Annotated in this window: 16 protein-coding genes and 1 pseudogene; 7 read left to right on the forward strand and 10 right to left on the reverse strand. The window is 67.5% G+C overall.

The features are described from left to right. The first annotated feature begins 4 nt into the window (after positions 1-4). The 3 genes from AC1DWT_RS21370 (at position 5) to AC1DWT_RS21380 (ending at position 4,072) form a co-directional block, all read left to right on the forward strand. The gene (locus AC1DWT_RS21370; protein WP_477922065.1) at positions 5-1,066 is read left to right on the forward strand and encodes an ABC transporter substrate-binding protein; all 1,062 of its coding nucleotides are present in this window, start codon (positions 5-7) and stop codon (positions 1,064-1,066) included. A gap of 72 nt (positions 1,067-1,138) precedes the next feature. Further along, positions 1,139-2,911 carry an ABC transporter permease gene (locus tag AC1DWT_RS21375; protein WP_477922067.1) on the forward strand — a complete coding sequence of 591 codons (1,773 nt, stop codon included), beginning with the start codon at positions 1,139-1,141 and terminating at the stop codon, positions 2,909-2,911. A 12-nt stretch (positions 2,912-2,923) separates the two neighbouring features. Then, entirely contained in the window at positions 2,924-4,072 is a 1,149-nt protein-coding gene (locus AC1DWT_RS21380) for an ABC transporter ATP-binding protein (protein ID WP_477922068.1), read from the forward strand. Between the two features lie 98 nt (positions 4,073-4,170). Here AC1DWT_RS21380 and rox read toward each other — a convergent pair. The 9 genes and pseudogenes from rox to AC1DWT_RS21425 all read right to left on the reverse strand — a co-directional run. Next, positions 4,171-5,598: pseudogene (gene rox, locus AC1DWT_RS21385) on the reverse strand (rifampin monooxygenase); the annotation flags it as partial. A 10-nt stretch (positions 5,599-5,608) separates the two neighbouring features. Continuing rightward, the gene (locus AC1DWT_RS21390) at positions 5,609-6,328 is read right to left on the reverse strand and encodes a GntR family transcriptional regulator (RefSeq protein WP_477922070.1); all 720 of its coding nucleotides are present in this window, start codon (positions 6,326-6,328) and stop codon (positions 5,609-5,611) included. A 252-nt stretch (positions 6,329-6,580) separates the two neighbouring features. After that, positions 6,581-7,105, reverse strand: a complete 525-nt coding sequence (locus AC1DWT_RS21395) for a flavin reductase family protein (protein WP_072943556.1) — start codon at positions 7,103-7,105, stop codon at positions 6,581-6,583. 7 nt (positions 7,106-7,112) lie between these two features. Further along, a complete protein-coding gene (locus AC1DWT_RS21400; protein ID WP_016884597.1) occupies positions 7,113-7,460 on the reverse strand; it encodes a cupin domain-containing protein in 348 nt (115 codons plus the stop codon). 6 nt (positions 7,461-7,466) lie between these two features. Beyond that, positions 7,467-8,924, reverse strand: coding sequence for a 4-hydroxyphenylacetate 3-hydroxylase family protein (locus AC1DWT_RS21405; RefSeq protein ID WP_206014280.1), 1,458 nt, complete (start codon positions 8,922-8,924; stop codon positions 7,467-7,469). 1 nt (position 8,925) lies between these two features. Then, positions 8,926-9,603: a DUF2848 domain-containing protein gene (locus tag AC1DWT_RS21410; protein ID WP_072943552.1), complete on the reverse strand. Its 678-nt coding sequence runs from the start codon at positions 9,601-9,603 to the stop codon at positions 8,926-8,928. Beyond that, positions 9,600-10,412 (reverse strand): carbon-nitrogen family hydrolase, encoded by an 813-nt coding sequence (locus tag AC1DWT_RS21415; protein WP_206014281.1) that lies wholly within the window; start codon positions 10,410-10,412, stop codon positions 9,600-9,602. Before AC1DWT_RS21415 ends, AC1DWT_RS21410 begins: the two co-directional genes overlap by 4 nt. Before the next feature lie 17 nt (positions 10,413-10,429). Beyond that, positions 10,430-11,074, reverse strand: a complete 645-nt coding sequence (locus tag AC1DWT_RS21420; protein ID WP_072943549.1) for a GntR family transcriptional regulator — start codon at positions 11,072-11,074, stop codon at positions 10,430-10,432. Between the two features lie 21 nt (positions 11,075-11,095). Further along, positions 11,096-12,463 (reverse strand): MFS transporter, encoded by a 1,368-nt coding sequence (locus tag AC1DWT_RS21425; protein WP_477922074.1) that lies wholly within the window; start codon positions 12,461-12,463, stop codon positions 11,096-11,098. Positions 12,464-12,790: 327 nt separating this feature from the next. Between AC1DWT_RS21425 and AC1DWT_RS21430 the strand changes: the two genes are divergently transcribed. Beyond that, positions 12,791-14,404 carry an amidohydrolase gene (locus AC1DWT_RS21430; RefSeq protein ID WP_072943546.1) on the forward strand — a complete coding sequence of 538 codons (1,614 nt, stop codon included), beginning with the start codon at positions 12,791-12,793 and terminating at the stop codon, positions 14,402-14,404. Between the two features lie 9 nt (positions 14,405-14,413). Here AC1DWT_RS21430 and AC1DWT_RS21435 read toward each other — a convergent pair whose 3' ends face one another. Continuing rightward, the gene (locus AC1DWT_RS21435; RefSeq protein WP_477922076.1) at positions 14,414-15,043 is read right to left on the reverse strand and encodes a TetR/AcrR family transcriptional regulator; all 630 of its coding nucleotides are present in this window, start codon (positions 15,041-15,043) and stop codon (positions 14,414-14,416) included. A 162-nt stretch (positions 15,044-15,205) separates the two neighbouring features. Here AC1DWT_RS21435 and AC1DWT_RS21440 point away from each other — a divergent pair, with 162 nt between their 5' ends. From AC1DWT_RS21440 to AC1DWT_RS21450, 3 genes are all read left to right on the forward strand, one after another. Next, on the forward strand, positions 15,206-16,708 hold the full coding sequence (locus AC1DWT_RS21440) for an APC family permease (RefSeq protein ID WP_477922077.1): 1,503 nt from the start codon (positions 15,206-15,208) through the stop codon (positions 16,706-16,708). A 180-nt stretch (positions 16,709-16,888) separates the two neighbouring features. Further along, complete coding sequence (locus AC1DWT_RS21445) at positions 16,889-17,296, forward strand: hypothetical protein (protein ID WP_477922079.1); 408 nt, start codon at positions 16,889-16,891, stop codon at positions 17,294-17,296. Positions 17,297-17,434: 138 nt separating this feature from the next. Next, on the forward strand, positions 17,435-17,622 hold a 188-nt coding region (locus AC1DWT_RS21450; RefSeq protein WP_477922081.1), incomplete at its 3' end, for a helix-turn-helix domain-containing protein.

Raw genomic sequence — 17,622 nt, forward strand, 5'->3', positions numbered from 1 at the left:
CGCTATGAAGCACTTTCGGCGCAGGCTCTGCATGGCCTCGGTCATGGCAGTCGCCGTCGTCCTGACCGCCTGCGGCGGTCCGCCGCCTGTTCCGGACACCAAGAACCTCGACGAGCTGTACCAGGCGGCCAAGGCCGAAGGGGAGGTCGTCTGGTTCGCGCCGAAGCCGGAGGCTCAGATGAAGCCGGCGATCGACGCGTTCGAGAAGAAGTACCCGGGGATCGAGGTCAGGTACACGAACAAGAAGGCTCCGGATCTGGTCACCCAGCTCAATGTGGAGCAGGCCGCCGACCGGGTGACGTTCGATGTGTCCAACGCAGGTGGGCTCACGGTCTTGCCGTCGCAGTCCATGGCGGCGAAGGTCGACTGGGCATCCTACGAGGTGCCCAGCGACCAGATCTTCGCCGACGACTTCGTCTACGTGTGGGCGGTACCGAAGGTCTGGGCCTACAACACCGACGCCCTGGCCCCGAACGATGTGCCCGCGAGCTGGGACGACCTGCTCGATCCGCGATGGAACGGCGGAAAACTCAGTGTCGAGTCGCGCGGTTCCTTCATGACCGTGTGGGCCCAGGACCCCACCCTCGGCGCCGACGCCGGTCTCGACTACGCGTCCCGGCTGGCCGAGCTGAATCCCCACTACACCGAAAACACGACGCAGGCTCACACACTCGTCGTGTCCGGTCAGACGCCGGTCGGCACCGACCTCATCAACCTCGTGCTCGAGGACGAGTCGAAGGGCGCGCCGATCGCCGTCGCACCGGTGGGCCCCACGAACGCCAACAAGTCCTACCTGTTCGTGGCCGACGGCGCACCACACCCGGCGGCGGGTCGCCTGCTCACCGCCTTCCTCGCCTCCGAAGAGGGCCAGTCCGCATTGGTCGGCACGTACAACTCGGTCATTCCCACCAACACGGACTGCACCGACGCCGCCACGAACCGTGTCATCGGCGCCCTGTGTGACGCCGGCGTCGAATGGTTCAGCGAGACCGACATCGCGCAGTACGAGCAGTTCTCAGATTTCTTCCCCGAGGTCGAAGAGGCCTTGGGCACCAACGTCAACTGACGGCTCCCACCGCCGCACCGCTGCCCGTGACGGGCGGCAAACTCTATCCCCTCACCCTTGGAGACTTCAGCGATGCAGTCCGGCACCCAGCTCTCCACCGGCGTACGCCCTCGACCCGACGACGTACGCCCTCAGCCCGCCGACGTACACCACCCCAAGCGCCGGGACCGCGTCCTGGTCGGCGTCAACATCGCCATCGGCGCGATCGTCGCCTATCTCATGCTCTTCCCCCTGGGAATGCTGTTGTTCAGCAGCCTCAAGGACAGCGAGACCAAGCTGCCCTTCCAGGTTTCCGGGTTCACGCTCGACAACTTCACCGCGATCTTCTCCTCGAAACGCCTGGTCGACGTCGCGCTCAACTCGTTCGTCTTCGTGGTCGGCACCGTGTCGCTGGCATTGGTCGTCAGCGTCAGCCTGGCCTACCTGTTCGAGCGGACCGACATTCCGGGACGCCGTTTCCTCGCGCCGAGCACGCTGGCCCCCATGGCCGTGCCTGCAACGGTCATGGCGGTGGCCTGGGTCCTGGCGGCCAACCCCACCAACGGCCCCATCGCCATCGTCATCGAGCGAGTCTTCGGGCTCTCGATCGACATCTACTCGCTGCCGGGCATGATCCTGGTGGCCGGCATCTTCGGTGTCCCGGGCATGTACATCATGCTCGCGCCGACGTTCGCCCGGCTGAACCTCGAATTCGAGGAGGCCGCGGCCACGTCGGGTGCAGGCTGGTGGACGCGAACCCGCAAAGTGGTTCTGCCGCTGACGATGCCGGGGATTTCCGCGGCCAGCATGCTGCTCGTCGTCATTGCCCTCGAGGAGTTCGCGATCCCGGCCATCCTCGGAATGCCGGACCAGATCTTCGTGTTCAGCAGCCTCATCCAGGCGTCGCTGCAGCCGCCGTCGGGTCTTGCCAACTACGGCCAGGCCAGTGCCTACGGCATCATGCTCGTCCTGCTGTCCCTCGTGATGATCGCCGTCTACCGGCGTCAGACCCGCGAGTCCCACCGATTCCAGGTGGTGGGCGGCAAGGGGTACCGGTCCACACCGGTGCGGCTGGGGCGGTGGCGCATCCCGGTCGCCGGCATCGTCTCGTTCTACGTTCTCGTCGCGATCATCGTGCCCATCCTGACCCTGGTCTGGACGAGCCTGACCCCGTACCTGCAGCCGATCAACTTCGACAACCTGGGTGCGCTCAGCCTCGCCAACTACGGCGCGATCTTCACCAACCCGAACCTGACGCACGCCGTCGTCAACACCCTGGTGATCAGCCTGATCACGGCGACGCTGACCGCCGGGTTCGCCCTGTGGCTGGCACTGGCCTCGACCCGCGCCGGACGCCTCGGCAGGGGCCTGTTCGATCTGTCCTTCCTGGTCTTCGCCATCCCCAGCGTCGTGCTCGGCATGGCTGTGCTGTTCCTGTACCTGTACCTGCCCATCCCGATCTACGGCACGATCTGGATCATCATCATCGCGTTCACCACCCGCTACATCCCACGCGGATCACGCATGATTCAGACGGCACTGTTGCAACTCGACAAGGGACTCGAAGAGGTGGGCCGCGTCAGCGGGGCGTCCAACGCCGTCGTGCTGCGCCGGGTGGTCTTCCCGCTCGTCGCTCCCGCGGTGTCGAGCACGTGGCTGTGGGTGTTCGCCAACTCCCTGGGCGAACTCCCGATCGCGCTGCTGCTGTCCAGTTCCGACAACCGCACCGTCGTGGTGCTGCTGTGGGACATGATCGGTGAAAGCGCGAACTATCCCGAGGCCAGCGCCCTCGCGGTCCTCCTGCTCGCCCTGTCCGCCGTCTCCGTCTGGTGGGTCAACCGCCGTGGCTTCCAACAACACATCTGAGGTGCCGTGAACATGAAAACCCTCGTTGGTTCCGACCATTCCGTGCAGATCTCCGGCCTGCAGAAACACTTCACCCGCCCGCACAGCGGCGAGGTGACCCGCGTCATCGACGATGTCAGCTTCTCCGTGCCGCAGAACAGCTTCTTCACCCTGCTCGGGCCCAGTGGGTGCGGCAAGACGACCACCCTCCGCTGTCTCGCCGGACTGGAGACCGCCGACAGCGGCGAGATCTGGATGAACGGCCAGGCCGTCTTCTCGGCCGCGGCGGGGCGCGACGTGTCTCCCGACGTCCGGCCGATCGCGATGGTGCCGCAGTCCTACGGGATCTGGCCGCACATGAAGGTGTTCGACAACGCCGCGTTTCCCCTGCAGTACGGCCGGAAGACGTACCCTCGCGCCGAGCGGGAGCGTCGCGTCCGAACGATGCTCGAACAGGTGGGCCTGTCGGAGTACGCGGACCGATGGTCCACCCAGCTCAGCGGCGGCCAGCAGCAGCGGCTGGCGCTGGCCCGCGCCCTGCTGTGCGAGCCGGAGGTCCTGCTGCTGGACGAACCGCTGTCCAACCTGGACGCCAAGCTGCGCTCACAGCTGCGCGCCGAGTTGCGCTCGTTCCAGCAGAAGTTCGGCGTCACCACCATCTACGTGACGCACGACCAGGGTGAGGCCCTGGCCATGTCCGACACGATCGTCGTCATGAATCGTGGTCGGATCGAACAGATCGGATCACCGAGCGAGATCTACGATTCCCCCGCGACACGGTTCGTGGCCGACTTCGTCGGCAGCGCCAACCTCATCCCCGGAGTGCTCGACCGGCCGGCGGGCTCCGGCGACCGCGTCGTCGACGCCAAGACGACCGTCGGGGTGGTGCGGTGCGAGCGTTTCACCACCCCACCCACCCCGCCCACCCCCGGCCAGGAAATGTTCGTGTGCATCCGGCCCGAAAACATCCGCATCATCCCCGAGGAGCGGGACACTCACGGTCCCAACCGATTCCCGGGGCGCATCGTGACCACCGAGTATCTCGGCGACCGCCAGGAGATGGTCGTGACCGTCGGGGACGTGTCGCTCCGCGCGCACGCCGACGCGCACCTCCGTGCTCGCCCGGGCGACGACGTGACCGTCGTCCTGGACCCGGCATGGACGGTCGCGCTGTGGTCGTAACCGCCGCGTGGGAGCGGGCGGCCGGCGGGTCGTTCTGAGTCGGTGAGGACCTCCTCACGAATGGAGGAGGTCCTCACCGCCAGTGCYCAGCTGACGGGAGCGCCGAACCACCGCGACAGTTGCTTGTCGAGTCCCGCCTGGTCGTCGCCGGCCCAGGCGACGTGGCCGTCCGGACGGAGTAACACGGCCGGCACGCCCAACTCGGCGTCGGCATCCGCGACGGAGTCGACCCGATCCGCCCAGCCGTCGATCGAGAGCCGGCCGGTCCGGTCGAGCAGAAGTCCGCGGCCACGGTGCATCTGTTCGTACAGGCGCCCGCTCCCGAGGCCGATGTCCCGGAGCCGTTTGCCGAGAAGTTCGTGCCCGTCGCCGAAGTCGTAGCGGATCCCGATGGCGGTGACCTTTTCCATCAGGTACCGGCTGACGACCTCGAAGTCCATCAGCTCCGTCACCAGCCGGCGCACGGCCTGGGGGCCTGGTTCGGTGGACATGAGCTCGCTCTGCGCGCGGGTGTTGTTCAGTACGTCGGCGCCCACCGGGTGCCGTTCGGAGTGGTAGCTGTCCAGCAGATCGACCGGTGCCCAGCCGTTGATCTCGGCGGCCAGTTTCCAGCCCAGGTTGAAGGTGTCCTGGATCCCGAGGTTGAGGCCCTGTCCTCCCAGCGGTGGGTGCACGTGCGCGGCGTCGCCCGCCAGGAACACCCGTCCGGCCCGGTAGCGCTCGGCCTGACGGGTGGCGTCGCCGAAGCGGGAGAGCCAGCGTGGTGAGTGGACACCGAAGTCGGTGCCGGCGAACGCTCGCAGTTGGCTCTCGACCTCCTCGAGCGTCGGGGGGACGGTGCTGTCCTCGGTGACGCTCTCGGCGGGGACGACGACCCCGTACAGGCCGTTCCCGGCGGGACCGACACCGAACCCCTTGTGGGTCTTGCGGACCTCGGCCACGATGGCGGCCAGTTCCTCCGGCGGAGTGGTCACCTCCATCTCACCCCGCAGCCACTCGACCTTGGCGGGTTCGCCGGGGAATCCGACGCCGAGCAGCTTGCGGACCGTGCTGCGGCCGCCGTCGCAGCCGACGAGGTAACGCGCACGCACCTGCTTGCCGAGCGACCCCGCCTCGGCGAGTTCGACGGTCACCCCGTCGGCGTCCTGGCTCAGGCCGATCAGTTCGCAGCCGCGCCGGATGTCGGCACCGAGTTCGGCGGCGTGCTCGCCCAGCAGGCGGTCGGTGACCGGCTGGGGGATGCCGAGGATGTAGGCGTGCGCGGTGTCCAGATGTTCGGGCCACGGTTTGTCGATGCCGGCGAAGCGACCGCCACCCGGGTACTGCGTGCCCTGCTCGAGGAACCGTTCGAGCAGCCCGCGCTGATCCAGGATCTCGATGCTGCGCACGTGCAGGCCGAGCGAACGGACCTGTTCGTTCGGCTCGACCTCCTTCTCCAGCACCAGCACGTCCACACCGTGCAGTCGCAATTCGGCGGCCAGCATCATGCCGGTCGGTCCGCCGCCGGCGATGATCACATCAGTCATGAAGCCCCGTTCATCCTTTCCGCAGATCCCGCTGGTCGTCCGACGTCGGGAAGTTCAGCTGAAGCGCTCGCCGGGCCGAAGACAGGTGATGCCGCATCGCCGCGGCGGCGGATTCCGGGTTGTGCGTGACGATCGCCGCGAGGATGGCCTCGTGCTCCCTGACGGAGTCGGTGCGTGGGTTCGCGCGACGGTCCGCGTCGCGGTACTGCTGCATGACGAGCGGATAGAGCAGGCTGTCGACGAACCTGGTGAGTGTGGCCTGCCGTGCCGCCCGCTTGACCTGTTCGTGAAACTTGCGGTTGAGATTCCAGTATTCCTCGCGTCCGCCGGGTACCTGCAAGTCCCACATACGCTTACAGGTCTCGGTCATCGCGGCGATGTCCGCCTCGGTGGCGCGCTCTGCGGCCTTCGCTGCCAGCRCCGACTCCAGGACCGCGCGGGTCTCGAGAATTTCGATCGCCTCGTCCACCGAGAACGAGCGGGTGCGAGCGCTCCGGTTCGCCTCGGTGGTGACATAGCCCTCCTGCGCGAGGCGCGCCAGCACCGAACGGATCGTCCCGCGTGAAACCTGGAGCTGGGTGGTGAGTCCCGACTCGGTGAGGCGGGAGTCCGGTTCGTAATGACCGGAGAGGATCAGGGCGCGCAGGTCGTGATACGCCTGCAGCGTCCGGTTGGCGCCCGAATCGGGGCCGCCCTCGTTGTCCGGGTCTGCGCCCGCAGCTAGCACCATCGTGTGTCACCCGACCCGTCGTGAGGGATGGCCAGTGTCGTCATCGGAGCCTCCCACATCATGTTGTACAACAACATCGAACGTACCGTGTCGAGCGCTCGATGCGAACGCGGTTCGGGGGCATGAAAAGCTTCCCTTCCTGAGTCGATCAGGTCCGTGCTGACGTGCACTATTGTTGCACAATTTCGGTGCAACRCCGATCGCCGGCGCACCACAAGTGATGCGTCGGCGAGCAGGTCCGCGGCGGGCCGATCAGAACAACCAGGGGACCTCGTCGTGGCCGAAGTCGTGGAAGTCGCCGAACCGCCCCGAATAGAACACCAGGCCGGTTCCTTCGCGGCAGCGCATGTCGGTGACTTCACCGTAGAAGACGCGGTGGTCGCCGATGTCGTGGGCGCTGTGGATCCTGCATTCGAGTTGGGCCAGAGCGTCTTTGATCAGCGGCAGGCCCGAGCGGCTGCGATCGCAGGGCAGATCGTCGAATCGGGCGCCGCCGCGGGTGGCGAACCGCCGGGCGAGTGCTTCCTGGCGGGACCCGAGGATCGAGACGGCGAACGAGCCCGCGGCCTCCACGGCCTCGGTGGTGCGGGAGCCGTGGGTGAGCGAGACGAGCAGGATCGCCGGGTCCAGGCTGATCGAGGTCAGGGAGCTGATCGTCATGGCGCTGGGGTCGCCGTCCCCGTCGTCGGCGCTGACGACGGCGACCCCGGTGGTGAACCGGCCCATGCTGCGCCGCATGTCCGTGGGGGTGGGGGCGTGGAATGCCGGAAGGGTCATCGCGGGCCTACTTACTGTGGTACCGGACTTCGAAGGTGACGACACCTTCGTCCGTGCTCCAGGGACCGTGGGGCATGCCCGGCGGCCGGCACGCGTACATTCCGGCGGTGAACGTCTCGCCGAGGGTGAGGTCCGTGAACGATCCCTCGAGGATGTAGACCTCCTCCCAGAAATCGTGCTTCTGCACGCCCATGGGGGTGGAGTCGGCGCCGGGTTCGTAGCGCAGGATCCGGGTGGCGACGTTGCCTTCGGGGTCCTTGGCGAGGATACGTTCGGTGATCTTCGGATCGTCACCCGGACACACGGTCCACTCGACGTCGGTGACCGGGAAGAATTCGAATTCGGGCTTGGCCATGAGGGGTTACTCGCTTTCCGCTTTGTATCCGTCGGTGAACTGCTGCACTGCCGCGACGGCGCTGTCGTAGTCGTAGTTGCGGTACGTGTACGCGCCCTTCACCACGAAGGGGGCGCCGGCGTAGAACATTTCGTACTGCTGGTGTCGTCCGGCGAATTCGGAGCCGATGATGTCCCAGGCCAGTTTGAAGAGTTTGATGCGTTCCTCGGACGGCACACCGGGGGACTGGACGTAGTGTTCGATGTCGCGGGACGTCAGCGGGCTGGTGAGGTCCTTGACGCTCGACGGGAGTTGCAGCACGCCGCCGCCGACGAGGTCACGCAGGATCGCGATCACCCGCGGGTAGATCTCCGACTGCAGGCCCATCGACCCGTACAGGGCCTGCCTGCCCGGCAGCCACATCCCCGCCGAATCCGGCTCGGCGGTGTATTCGGCGGCCAGCACCGCGGACCGGACCCCGCTGACGAGCGCGGCGAGTTCGCCGAGCTTTTCCTGCACGCTGGGGATCTTGTCGACGCCGTTGACCTGGGTGACGCGACGCGCGACGCCGGCGATGAATTCCAGCTTCGTCGCGAACCGGATCTGCGCCTGCCAGTTGCCGAGAACGTGTGCGCCCGTCTCGAAGAACTGCCGGCGGACACCGGTGGTGTCGCGGTCGACGAACACCCGATCCCACGGCACGAGGACGTCGTCGAAGACGAGGAGCGAGTCGGGCTCGTCGTAGCGGCAGGTCAGGGGGTAGTCGAACGAGCTCGTCGCGGCCGGGATGTACGGGCGCCGGACGTACTGCTTGAGGCCGGGGGCGTTGGCCGGGACGACGAAGCCGACGGCGAAGTCCTTGTCGTCCGGGCCGAGCGGTTTGATGCACGAGACGAAGATTTCGTCGGCGATCGCGCCGCCGGTGGCAAGCATCTGCGAACCGCGGATGACCAGGCCCTCCGTGGTCTCCTCGACCACGCCGGCCTGCAGGTATTCGCCCTCCCAGCCCGACGCCGTCGTCGCCCGCGAGACCTGCGGCGGGATGATCGCGTACGAGACGTAGAGGTTCTCGTCGAGCAGGCGCCGGTACAACGCGGAGACGTTCGCCCCGAAATCGTGGTCACCCTCGGCGGCGAACACCTCGGGATGCGCCGCGAACGCGGCCAGGAACGTCCCCACGTGGTCGGGGCTGCGGCCGATCCAGCCGTGCGTGTGCCGTGCCCACCGCTCGATCGCCTCCCGTCGCTGCGCGAGTTCCTCCCGCGACCGCGGAATCGAGAACACCCGATTGGCCGGGTTCCCGGTTTCGGGGGCGACGTACTGCATGCCGTTGGCCTCGTCCGCGGCGAGGTCGAACATCTCCGCCATGGTCCGGGTCACGGGCGCGAAGGCCGGATGGGTGGTGACGTCGTCGATCTTTTCCCCGTCGACGAGCACGACTCGCCCGTCGTTCAGGGAGGCCAGGTAGTCGGCTCCGGTGCGCATGTCAGTGTCCTTCGGTGGTGTAGGTGTGGGTGAGGGTCCGGCCGTCGGGCAGGGTGAGTTCGAGGTCCCACCGGTGTCCGGCGGTGAACTTCCCGTCGAGCAGCGGCAGGGTGCCCGCGAAGCAGAGCAGGTCCTCGCCGGTGTCGCCGATCCGGTCGGCGAAGATCTGCAGAAGGTTGTGCGGGGTACGGAGATTGGCCAGCGTGCCGTCCTGGTACAGCACTCCGTCGACCCACGACCGGGCCCGGCACGCGTCCCAGTCGAACGACGCCCAGTCCTCGATCTCCACGACGGCCGGGCCCACCGGCTTCGGGCACGCCCGCTTGGAGTCGCCGATGTCGACGGTCTCGAGTTGCCGGTCGGTGTGATCGGAGCCGACACCGAGGTAGTACCGCCCCCGGTGCCGCAGGATCACCGGCTCCACCTCGCCCGACGTGTGCGCGCCGGTGACCGGGGCCTGCGTCGCGGTGGTGATCGTCGCGATCTCGACGGGGTAGAACATCGGGACCTGCGCCGGCGGTGCGACACCGATGGCGGCGAGTTCGTCGATGTGATGTTGCACCGCCGCTTCGTCGCGGCCGGTGTATCCGGCGACCAGGGTCCGGACGTCGTCGAATCGCAGGGTCTCGGAAGAGTCGAGGGTGTCGAAGGTGAGCACCTGCGTGGTGGCGCCGGTCATGACAGGACCTTTCTGCGGTTGAGGAAGCTGTAGTCGTCGAGCCGGTCGTTCAGGACCGGGAACTCGGCGCGGGTGCGGTCGACCGCGGTGGGGTCGATCTCGGCGATGGTGATGCCCTCGGACGAATCGGCCTCGGCGATCACCGTTCCCCACGGGTCGACGATCCGGCTGTGGCCGCCGAGTTCGACGGAATTGTGGGTCCCGGTGGCGTTGCAAGCGATCACGAAGACCTGGTTGTCGACGGCGCGGGCCGACGTCAGCAGTCGCCAGTGCTCCCTGCGGGCCTTGGGCCAGGCCGCGGGCACGATGACGAGTTTCGCTCCGGCGGCGACCAATTCGGTCCACAGTCCGGGGAATCGCAGATCGTAGCAGGTGGTGGCCGCGATCGGGCCGAACGGGGTGTCGGTGGTGTGGATCTGCGTTCCCGGCTGCAGGAGCTGCGCTTCGAGGGAGGCGTATCCGAACACGTGAACTTTGCTGTAGTGGTGGTGGATCTGGCCGTCCGGGCCGATCAGGACCGCCGTGTTGCGCAGTCTGCCCTCTTCACCCTGTTCGACGATGCTGCCGGCGTGGATGTAGCAGCGCCGTTCGACGGCGACGGAGGCCAGAACCTGGACGGTGCCGCCGCCGAGAGTTTCGGCGGCCGAGGCGTAGTCGTCGAAGTGGTTGTATCCCACGCGCCACAGTTCGGGCAGAACGATGAGGTCGACGCTGTCGTCGAGTCCGGTCAGGAGGTGGCGCACGCGTTCGAGCCGGTGCGCGGGGGTTTCGGAATCGGGGCTGGCCAGCTGGGCCAGGGCTATCTTCATGGGTTTCCTTCGTGCCGTTAGATGTTCGGCCGTTTCATGGATTGCAGCGTGGTGTCGAGGTGCTCACGCACCGCCTGGACCGCAGCGGCGGGATCTCCGGCCGCGATCGCGTCGGCGATGGCGCGGTGCTCGACGAGGACCTGCTTCTTGCGGGTTTCGTCGGCCATGACGATGCGGATTCCCATCCGCATCTGACGGTCCCGCAGCGAGCTGTAGAAGTTGTTCATCAGTGGGTTGCCGGCCGCGCGGATGATGGCCGTGTGGAATTCGAGGTCGTGTGCGATGAAGTCGACCGGGTCGGTGTCGTTCTCCTGCAGTTCCAGGAGGATGCGGAGCCGGTCCGGCACCAGGCCCGGTTGGGGCGCGACTTCGGTGACGGACCATTCCTCGACCACTCGGCGGGCCTGCATGATGGCTTCGACGTCGCTGTCGGACAACGCCGGGATGAACGCGCCCTTGTGGGGCACTCGCCGGATGAAGCCTTCGGCCTCGAGGCGCAGCAACGCTTCTCGCACGGGGGTTCGGGAGATGCCGGAGGACGCGGCGACCTGCGCTTCGGACAGGAACATCTCTTCGTCGCGGGGCAAGGTGATGATGGTGTTCTTCAGCCACTCGTAGGCCAGCTCCGGTGCGGTTGCTCCGGTGGTCTTCGATGTCGTCATGGCTTGCCCCTTCGAGGAGAATCAGTTGATGACGGACGCCGGCGTTTCCGGCGTCCGGGACGTCGCTTCGTCACCCACGGCCGAGAGATCCACGGACTGCGTTTCCCGCGCGAGGAGTGAGGCGATCAGGGAGATGACTCCCATGGCGGCGAGGTAGGCACCGATGGCGTATCCGGTGCCGAACCGGGTGTAGAGCGCGATCGCGATGATCGGGGCCAGCGAACCGGCGAGGACCGACGCGAGGTTGTAGGCCAGCGAGACTCCGGAGTACCGGACCTCGGTGGGAAACAGTTCGGAGAAGAACGCGCCGATCACGGCGCTGTAGGCCGCGAAGATCAGCAGCCCCACCGCCACCGCGAGGGTGATCGCCGCCGGATTCTTCGTGTCCAGCAGGGCGAAGAACACGAACGCCCACACGATGGTGGCGGCGGACGCGCCGATGTAGATCGGTCGCCGGCCGATCCGGTCGGCGAGCACGGCGAACATCGGGATCGTCACCAGCGCAACGACCATACCGATCATGACGGCGTTCAATCCGGTGCTGCGGTCGAGTTCGAGGATCTGGGTGATGTAGGTGATGACGAACAGCGAGAAGATGTAGAAGCCGGCGTTCTCGCCGAAGCGGGTGAAGGCTGCGAGGAGGATCTGGCGCCAGTGTCCCCGGACGGCTGCGGCGAGCGGCATGCCCTTCTTCTCGGCAGGCGCGGTGTCCCGCGACTGCTCGAACAGCGGGGTCTCCGCGACGTACAGTCGCAACACCAGACCGATGATCACCAGGAGCGCCGACAGTCCGAAGGCGATCCGCCACCCCCACGACAGGAACGCGTCCTCCGACAGCGTGGAACCGAGGACCGCGAGTACCCCGGCAGCCAGCAGATTGCCCAGTGGCGGACCGAGATTGGGCCACGCGGACCAGAACGCCCGTCTCGTCGAATCGCCGTGTTCGGACACTAGCAGGACGGCGCCACCCCACTCGCCGCCGAGCGCGAAGCCCTGCACCAGCCGCAGAAGCACCAGCATCAGCGGTGCGGCGACGCCGATGGACGCGTAGGTGGGCAGGAACGCGATGAGGAAGGTCGACACTCCCATGAGCATCAGGCTGGCGATCAGGGTGGCGCGCCGGCCTTTGACGTCCCCGAAGTGCCCGAGCACCGCGGCGCCGAGCGGGCGCGCCACGAACCCGACCGCGTAGGTGGCGAACGCGAGCATGGTGCCCACCAGGGGATCTTCGGTGGGGAAGAACAGCTTGTTGAACACCAGTGCCGCCGCTGTTCCGTACAGGAAGAAGTCGTACCACTCGACTGCGGTTCCGGCGAGGCTCGAACCTGCGATGACGGGCAGGCTGGTGTGTGGTCTGCGATTGATAGATTTGTCGTTGGCGGTTGCCATAGTCGACTCCTAGGTCGAATCGTCGCTACGTGACGAGCTGCACGTCCTTGCGCCTACCTCCAAGTAGGCGACTCGAACGGTCGCGCAGATGGTGCTGCCCGGGCTCGGTGGTTGCTCCAACAGCCGCCGAGCCCGCTTTTTTTCTTGCCTCCGTCCGGCTGTGAAGCCGATCACCAAAGGCCGTACACCAGTTGTATACGACCGGTCTACGATCCGCAAGAGGGGTCCGGACTCTCCGTTTCATCCCCGTGACCCGGCATCTCTTGACGTCGGCCCGCGCACGACCTAGCTTAATCGAATCATATTCGATTAGTTGAAGGAGGGACCGTGGACGCCGAACTGCTGGTCGTCGGAGGCACGGTGCACACCGGCGATCCCGACCTACCCGTCACCGACGCGCTCGCCGTGTCCGGCGGTCGCGTGGTCGCGCTGGGTGAGCGGGCCCGTGCCCTGCGGGCGAGCGGTACCGAGGTGATCGACCTGGGCGGCGGCGCGTTGTTGCCGTCGTTCGGGGACGGGCACGTCCACCCGTTGCTCGGCGGCCTCGGATTGCGCGGCGCCGCGATCCGCGACTGCGGCAGCGTCGAGGAGGTCCTGCACGAGGTGCGCCGCTGGGCGGACGAGAACCCCGGGGCCGAGTGCGTCTTCGGGGACGGAGTGTCGCCGACGCTCGCGCCCGGCGGGCGCTTCGAGGCGCGCTGGCTCGACAGCGTGGTCCCGGACCGGCCGGTGGTCCTGCGCACGATGGACCATCACACCGCCTGGGTCAACAGTGCGGCGCTGCGGCGGGCCGGACTGACGCGGGACACCCCGGACCCGGCGGGCGGCGAGATCGTGCGGACCGCCGACGGCGAGTTGCTCGGCACTCTGCGCGAATGGGGTGCGATCGATCCGGTGCTCGCGCTGGTGCCGGAGGCGACTCTCGACGTCCGGGTCGACGCGCTCGCGTCGGTGTCGAGGATGCTTGCCGCCGCGGGCATCACGTGGGTGCAGGACGCGTGGACCGAACTGGACGACGTCGACGTGTGGCTGACGGCCGCGGACCGCGGACTGCTCGCCACCCGTGCCAATCTCGCGTTCCGCGCCACCCCGGAGGGCTGGGAGGCCGACCGGGACGCGTTCGCCGTGGCACGCAAGCGGGTCGGGGAACGGGGCGGCGACACGGTCAAGGCGGGAACGGTCAAGTTCTTCGCGGACGGCGTGATCGAGGCAGGCACCGCAGCCCTGCTGGCGCCCTACACGGATTGTCCGCACTCCCACGGCATCAGCAACTGGACGACGGACGAGCTGTGCCGGGCCGCGGCCGAGGTGGACCGGCTCGGATTCCAGATCCACATCCACGCCATCGGCGATGCGGGGGTGCGCATGGCGCTCGACGCGATCGAATACGCCGACCGGTGCAACGGTCCTCGTGATCGTCGCGCCACCATCGCGCATCTGCAGTTGGTCGACGGCGAAGACCTCGACCGGTTCACGTCGCTCGGGGTGGTCGCCAACTTCCAGCCGTTGTGGGCCCAACTCGACGCCCTGATGACGGAATTGACGATCCCGCGAATCGGCGCCGAGCGGAGCGCGCAGCAGTATCGGATCGGAACGCTGTCCGAGCGCGGCGCGCGGGTGGCCTTCGGCAGCGACTGGCCCATCACCGCGTACGAGCCGATCAGGGGCATCGCCACCGCGATCCACCGGCAGACACCGTCCGGCATCCCGTCGGAGGGATGGCTGCCGCGGGAACGCGTCGGCCTCGAACGGGCCCTCGCCGCGTATTCGGCCGGCGTCGCCTATCAGGGATTCGAGGAGGACCTGTGGGGCCGGCTGCTGCCGGGAATGCGCGCCGACATGATTCAGCTGCCGGTCGATCCGTACGACCTGTCGTCCACGCAGGCGCTCGGCGAGCTCGCCGTGACCCGGACCTGGCTGGGCGGCAAGCGGGTTCACTGACGCCCGGTGCTACCGCCGCACCGCGCCGCGGTCCTGCAGGAGGGCGCGAAAGCCCGCCAGTAGTGCCGCCAGGCCGAGTTCGAACGCCTGCTCGGCCCGCTCCGGGCCGCGTGGTGCGGCGGCGAGCGCCCGGGTCAGCGGATCGTCGGCCGTCGTCGCGTCCGCTTCGATCATGACCTCCGGTGCGGCCGCGTCCAGGGCGGCCCCGAGGAGAAAATTCTCCGCGGCGGTGATGACGGCCATGATGTGGTCGTCCGGGAAGCCGGCGTCGCGCAGACCGGCGGCCGCCGAGTGATACACGGACAGCGAACCGGGATCGCGCACCGTCTCGGTGGCGAGGAGGCGGATGGCCGTGGGGTGCCTGCTGAACGCTGCCCGGTACGACCGCGCCCACTCGGACAGGGCCTCGTCCCACGGCAGACGCTCGAACGACGATCCGTCGATCTCCCGGACGACGCGGTGCCGCACCAGTTCGACGACGGCGGCGCGGCCCTTGGCGTGGTGGTAGATCGACGACACCTGCACGTCCAGGTGCCGGGCCAGATCCGGCATCCGGAAGTCGCCGTCGCGATCGACCAGTTCGAGTGCCGCTTCCGCGATTCGTTCGCGGTCCAGGCGTGCGACGCGGGGTCTGCCCATCGCTGCACCCACCTTTCCAATCGAAATTCATTCGATTATGCCCTTGTGGCGCCGGTCACTTCGTTCTAGTCTAATCGAAACACATTCGATTGTTTCCTCGTCGCGTATCCGCGCCCTGGTTTCCCCGCCGTCGCGCCCCTGCCCGGACTGGAGAAGTTCCTCATGAAGAAAACCGCACCCGGACCCGCCTCCGGCGCGCAACTCGAGGGCGGCGCCCTCGGCACCGCCGGTATCGTGTTCTTCGTCGTCGCGGCCGCCGCGCCGTTGCTGGTGATGGCGGGCGTCGCGCCCCTGGCGCTGAACGTCGGGGGCATCGGGGCGCCCGGCGGGTACATCCTGGCCGGGCTCGCGCTGGGCGTGTTCGCGACCGGCTTCACCGCGATGAGCAAGTACATCCACAACGCGGGAGCGTTCTACTCGTACATCTCGATCGGGCTCGGCCCCCGGTGGGGTCTGGCCGCCGCGGTCCTCGCCCTCGTGTCCTACAACGCCCTCGAGATCGGGATCTTCGGCGCCCTGGGGTATTTCACCCAGTCCACCATGGCGGATCTGGTCGGCCTGGACCTTCCGTGGGGGCTGTGGTCGCTGATCGGCGTCGGGCTCATCTGGTTCCTCGGGTCGCGGTCGGTCCATGTCGGCGCGCGGTTCCTGATCCTGCTGCTGAGCGCCGAGACCGGGATTCTGGTCCTGCTCGCCGTCGCAGTCCTCCTTCGCGGCGGTGCCGAGGGCCTCGGTGTCGAGTCGTTCGCTCCCGCCCACGTGTTCAGCCCCGGCCTGGGCGGGGTACTGACGCTGGCGTTCGCCGCGTTCATCGGGTTCGAAGCGACCGCCCTGTACCGGGAGGAGGCGAAGGACCCGTCCCGCACGATCCCCCGGGCGACGTACCTGGCGGTCGCGTTCCTCGGCCTCTTCTACGCCTTCATGGTGTGGATCATCATCCAGGCCTACGGCCCCGATCAGGCGCTCGCGCTCGCCGCCTCCGACCCCGCCGCAATGTACTTCGACGCCATCGAGAACTACGTCGGTGGCTGGGCGAGCACGCTCATGGAACTGCTGATCATCACGAGCATCCTCGCGAGCCTGCTGGCGTTCCACAACGCGATCACCCGCTACGCCTTCGCGTTGTCGCGCGAGCACGTACTTCCCCGGGTGCTCGGCAAGCTACACCCGGTCTACAAGTCGCCGTATGTGGCGAGCGCCGTGCAGAGTCTGCTCGCGGCGATCGTGATCGCCGGGTTCGCGCTCGCAGGCGCCGACCCCTACCTCCAGCTCCTGCTCTGGGTGAATTCGCCCGGCGTCGTGGGCATCGTCGTCCTCCAGGCCATGGCCGCCGCAGCCGTTCTCGCCTTCTTCTGGCGTGATCGCCGCGGGCATTCGGTCTGGAGGGTCCGGATTGCCCCCGCGGCCGCCCTCGCCATGTTGATGTACGCGACGTGGCTGATCGTGGCCAAGATGGACCTGCTCACCGCCGCCGGACCCGCCGTGAACACGATCCTCGTCGCCGTCACGCCGGTCAGCCTGGTGATCGGGTTGGCGCTCGGCACGCGGCTCGCGCGACGCAACCCCGACCTCTACGCCCGGCTGGGCACCACAGACGTGGATGCCGAGCCCTCGGTCGCGCCCGAAGAAGTAAGCAATCCGATCCCGCCGGGCACGGTGACCTAGACGTGTCCGCTCCCCGGACCCTCTGGTTCAGGTGGACCTCGCGCCGAGTCGGCCCAGGACAGGGGCCCGACCGATAGAAACGTCGACCCGCTGCGCCTCGTCAGAGCCGTACCCCTTCCGTAACGAATCCTCGTCGGATTCGGACATATCCCGGGAATCCGAACCAGGGGAGGGATCGACGTGAGTCGAGTAGTGCGAAAGTTGACGATCGCGGTGCTCGCGGTGAGCGCATGGATCGGGTGTTCGGTGCCGGCGAATGCCGAACCGCCACAGTTCGACGGCGTGACCACCCTCCAAATCCCCGGAACGGTGGTCGGCTGGCCGCTGACCCGCGGCGGCGCGTTCTACAACCCCGTCGTCCACCACGGACACGGGCAGATCTATCCGACCCCGGATGGCTACGGATACGAGTTCCAGTGGATCAATCTGTCGACCGGAGCGTCCGGGATCATCACCGATCAGCATCCTGATCGCGATGCAGTCACGACCGGCCCCGGTCAGGTGGTCGTCACCGTGACCGCGCACCTCCCGGGCCTGTACGACGTGTACGGCACACCGAGCGTCGGCACGTTCTACGTGGCGCCGTAGACGCGAGATCACGGCGAGGAGCACAGACTTCCTCCTCCCGCACACGGTTGATCCGTGAGTCTTTCGGCGCAAACCCGGTCCTTCAGGGCCGGGATGGCCGATCTGGATCTGTCGGACTGTGTGGCTAGTGTCTGGGTCATGGCGGGGAGGGTGGTGAAGCGGGCGTTCAAGTTTCGTTTCTATCCGACTGTGGTGCAGGCGGAACAGCTTGCCCGGACGTTCGGGTGCACCAGGTATGTCTACAACCGGGCGTTGGCCGAGCGGACGCGGGCATGGTCGCAGGAGCAGCGTCGGGTGACCTACAGCGACACGTCGAAGATGCTCAC

The organism is Rhodococcus sp. P4_B6 (assembly GCF_056402215.1).

Coding starts and splice junctions, on each gene's coding strand:
- AC1DWT_RS21370 (WP_477922065.1), top strand. CDS start 5: ATGAAGCACTTTCGGCGCAGGCTCTGCATGGCCTCGGTCATGGCAGTC.
- AC1DWT_RS21375 (WP_477922067.1), top strand. CDS start 1,139: ATGCAGTCCGGCACCCAGCTCTCCACCGGCGTACGCCCTCGACCCGAC.
- AC1DWT_RS21380 (WP_477922068.1), top strand. CDS start 2,924: ATGAAAACCCTCGTTGGTTCCGACCATTCCGTGCAGATCTCCGGCCTG.
- AC1DWT_RS21395 (WP_072943556.1), bottom strand. CDS start 7,105: ATGACCCTTCCGGCATTCCACGCCCCCACCCCCACGGACATGCGGCGC.
- AC1DWT_RS21400 (WP_016884597.1), bottom strand. CDS start 7,460: ATGGCCAAGCCCGAATTCGAATTCTTCCCGGTCACCGACGTCGAGTGG.
- AC1DWT_RS21405 (WP_206014280.1), bottom strand. CDS start 8,924: ATGCGCACCGGAGCCGACTACCTGGCCTCCCTGAACGACGGGCGAGTC.
- AC1DWT_RS21410 (WP_072943552.1), bottom strand. CDS start 9,603: ATGACCGGCGCCACCACGCAGGTGCTCACCTTCGACACCCTCGACTCT.
- AC1DWT_RS21415 (WP_206014281.1), bottom strand. CDS start 10,412: ATGAAGATAGCCCTGGCCCAGCTGGCCAGCCCCGATTCCGAAACCCCC.
- AC1DWT_RS21420 (WP_072943549.1), bottom strand. CDS start 11,074: ATGACGACATCGAAGACCACCGGAGCAACCGCACCGGAGCTGGCCTAC.
- AC1DWT_RS21425 (WP_477922074.1), bottom strand. CDS start 12,463: ATGGCAACCGCCAACGACAAATCTATCAATCGCAGACCACACACCAGC.
- AC1DWT_RS21435 (WP_477922076.1), bottom strand. CDS start 15,043: ATGGGCAGACCCCGCGTCGCACGCCTGGACCGCGAACGAATCGCGGAA.
- AC1DWT_RS21440 (WP_477922077.1), top strand. CDS start 15,206: ATGAAGAAAACCGCACCCGGACCCGCCTCCGGCGCGCAACTCGAGGGC.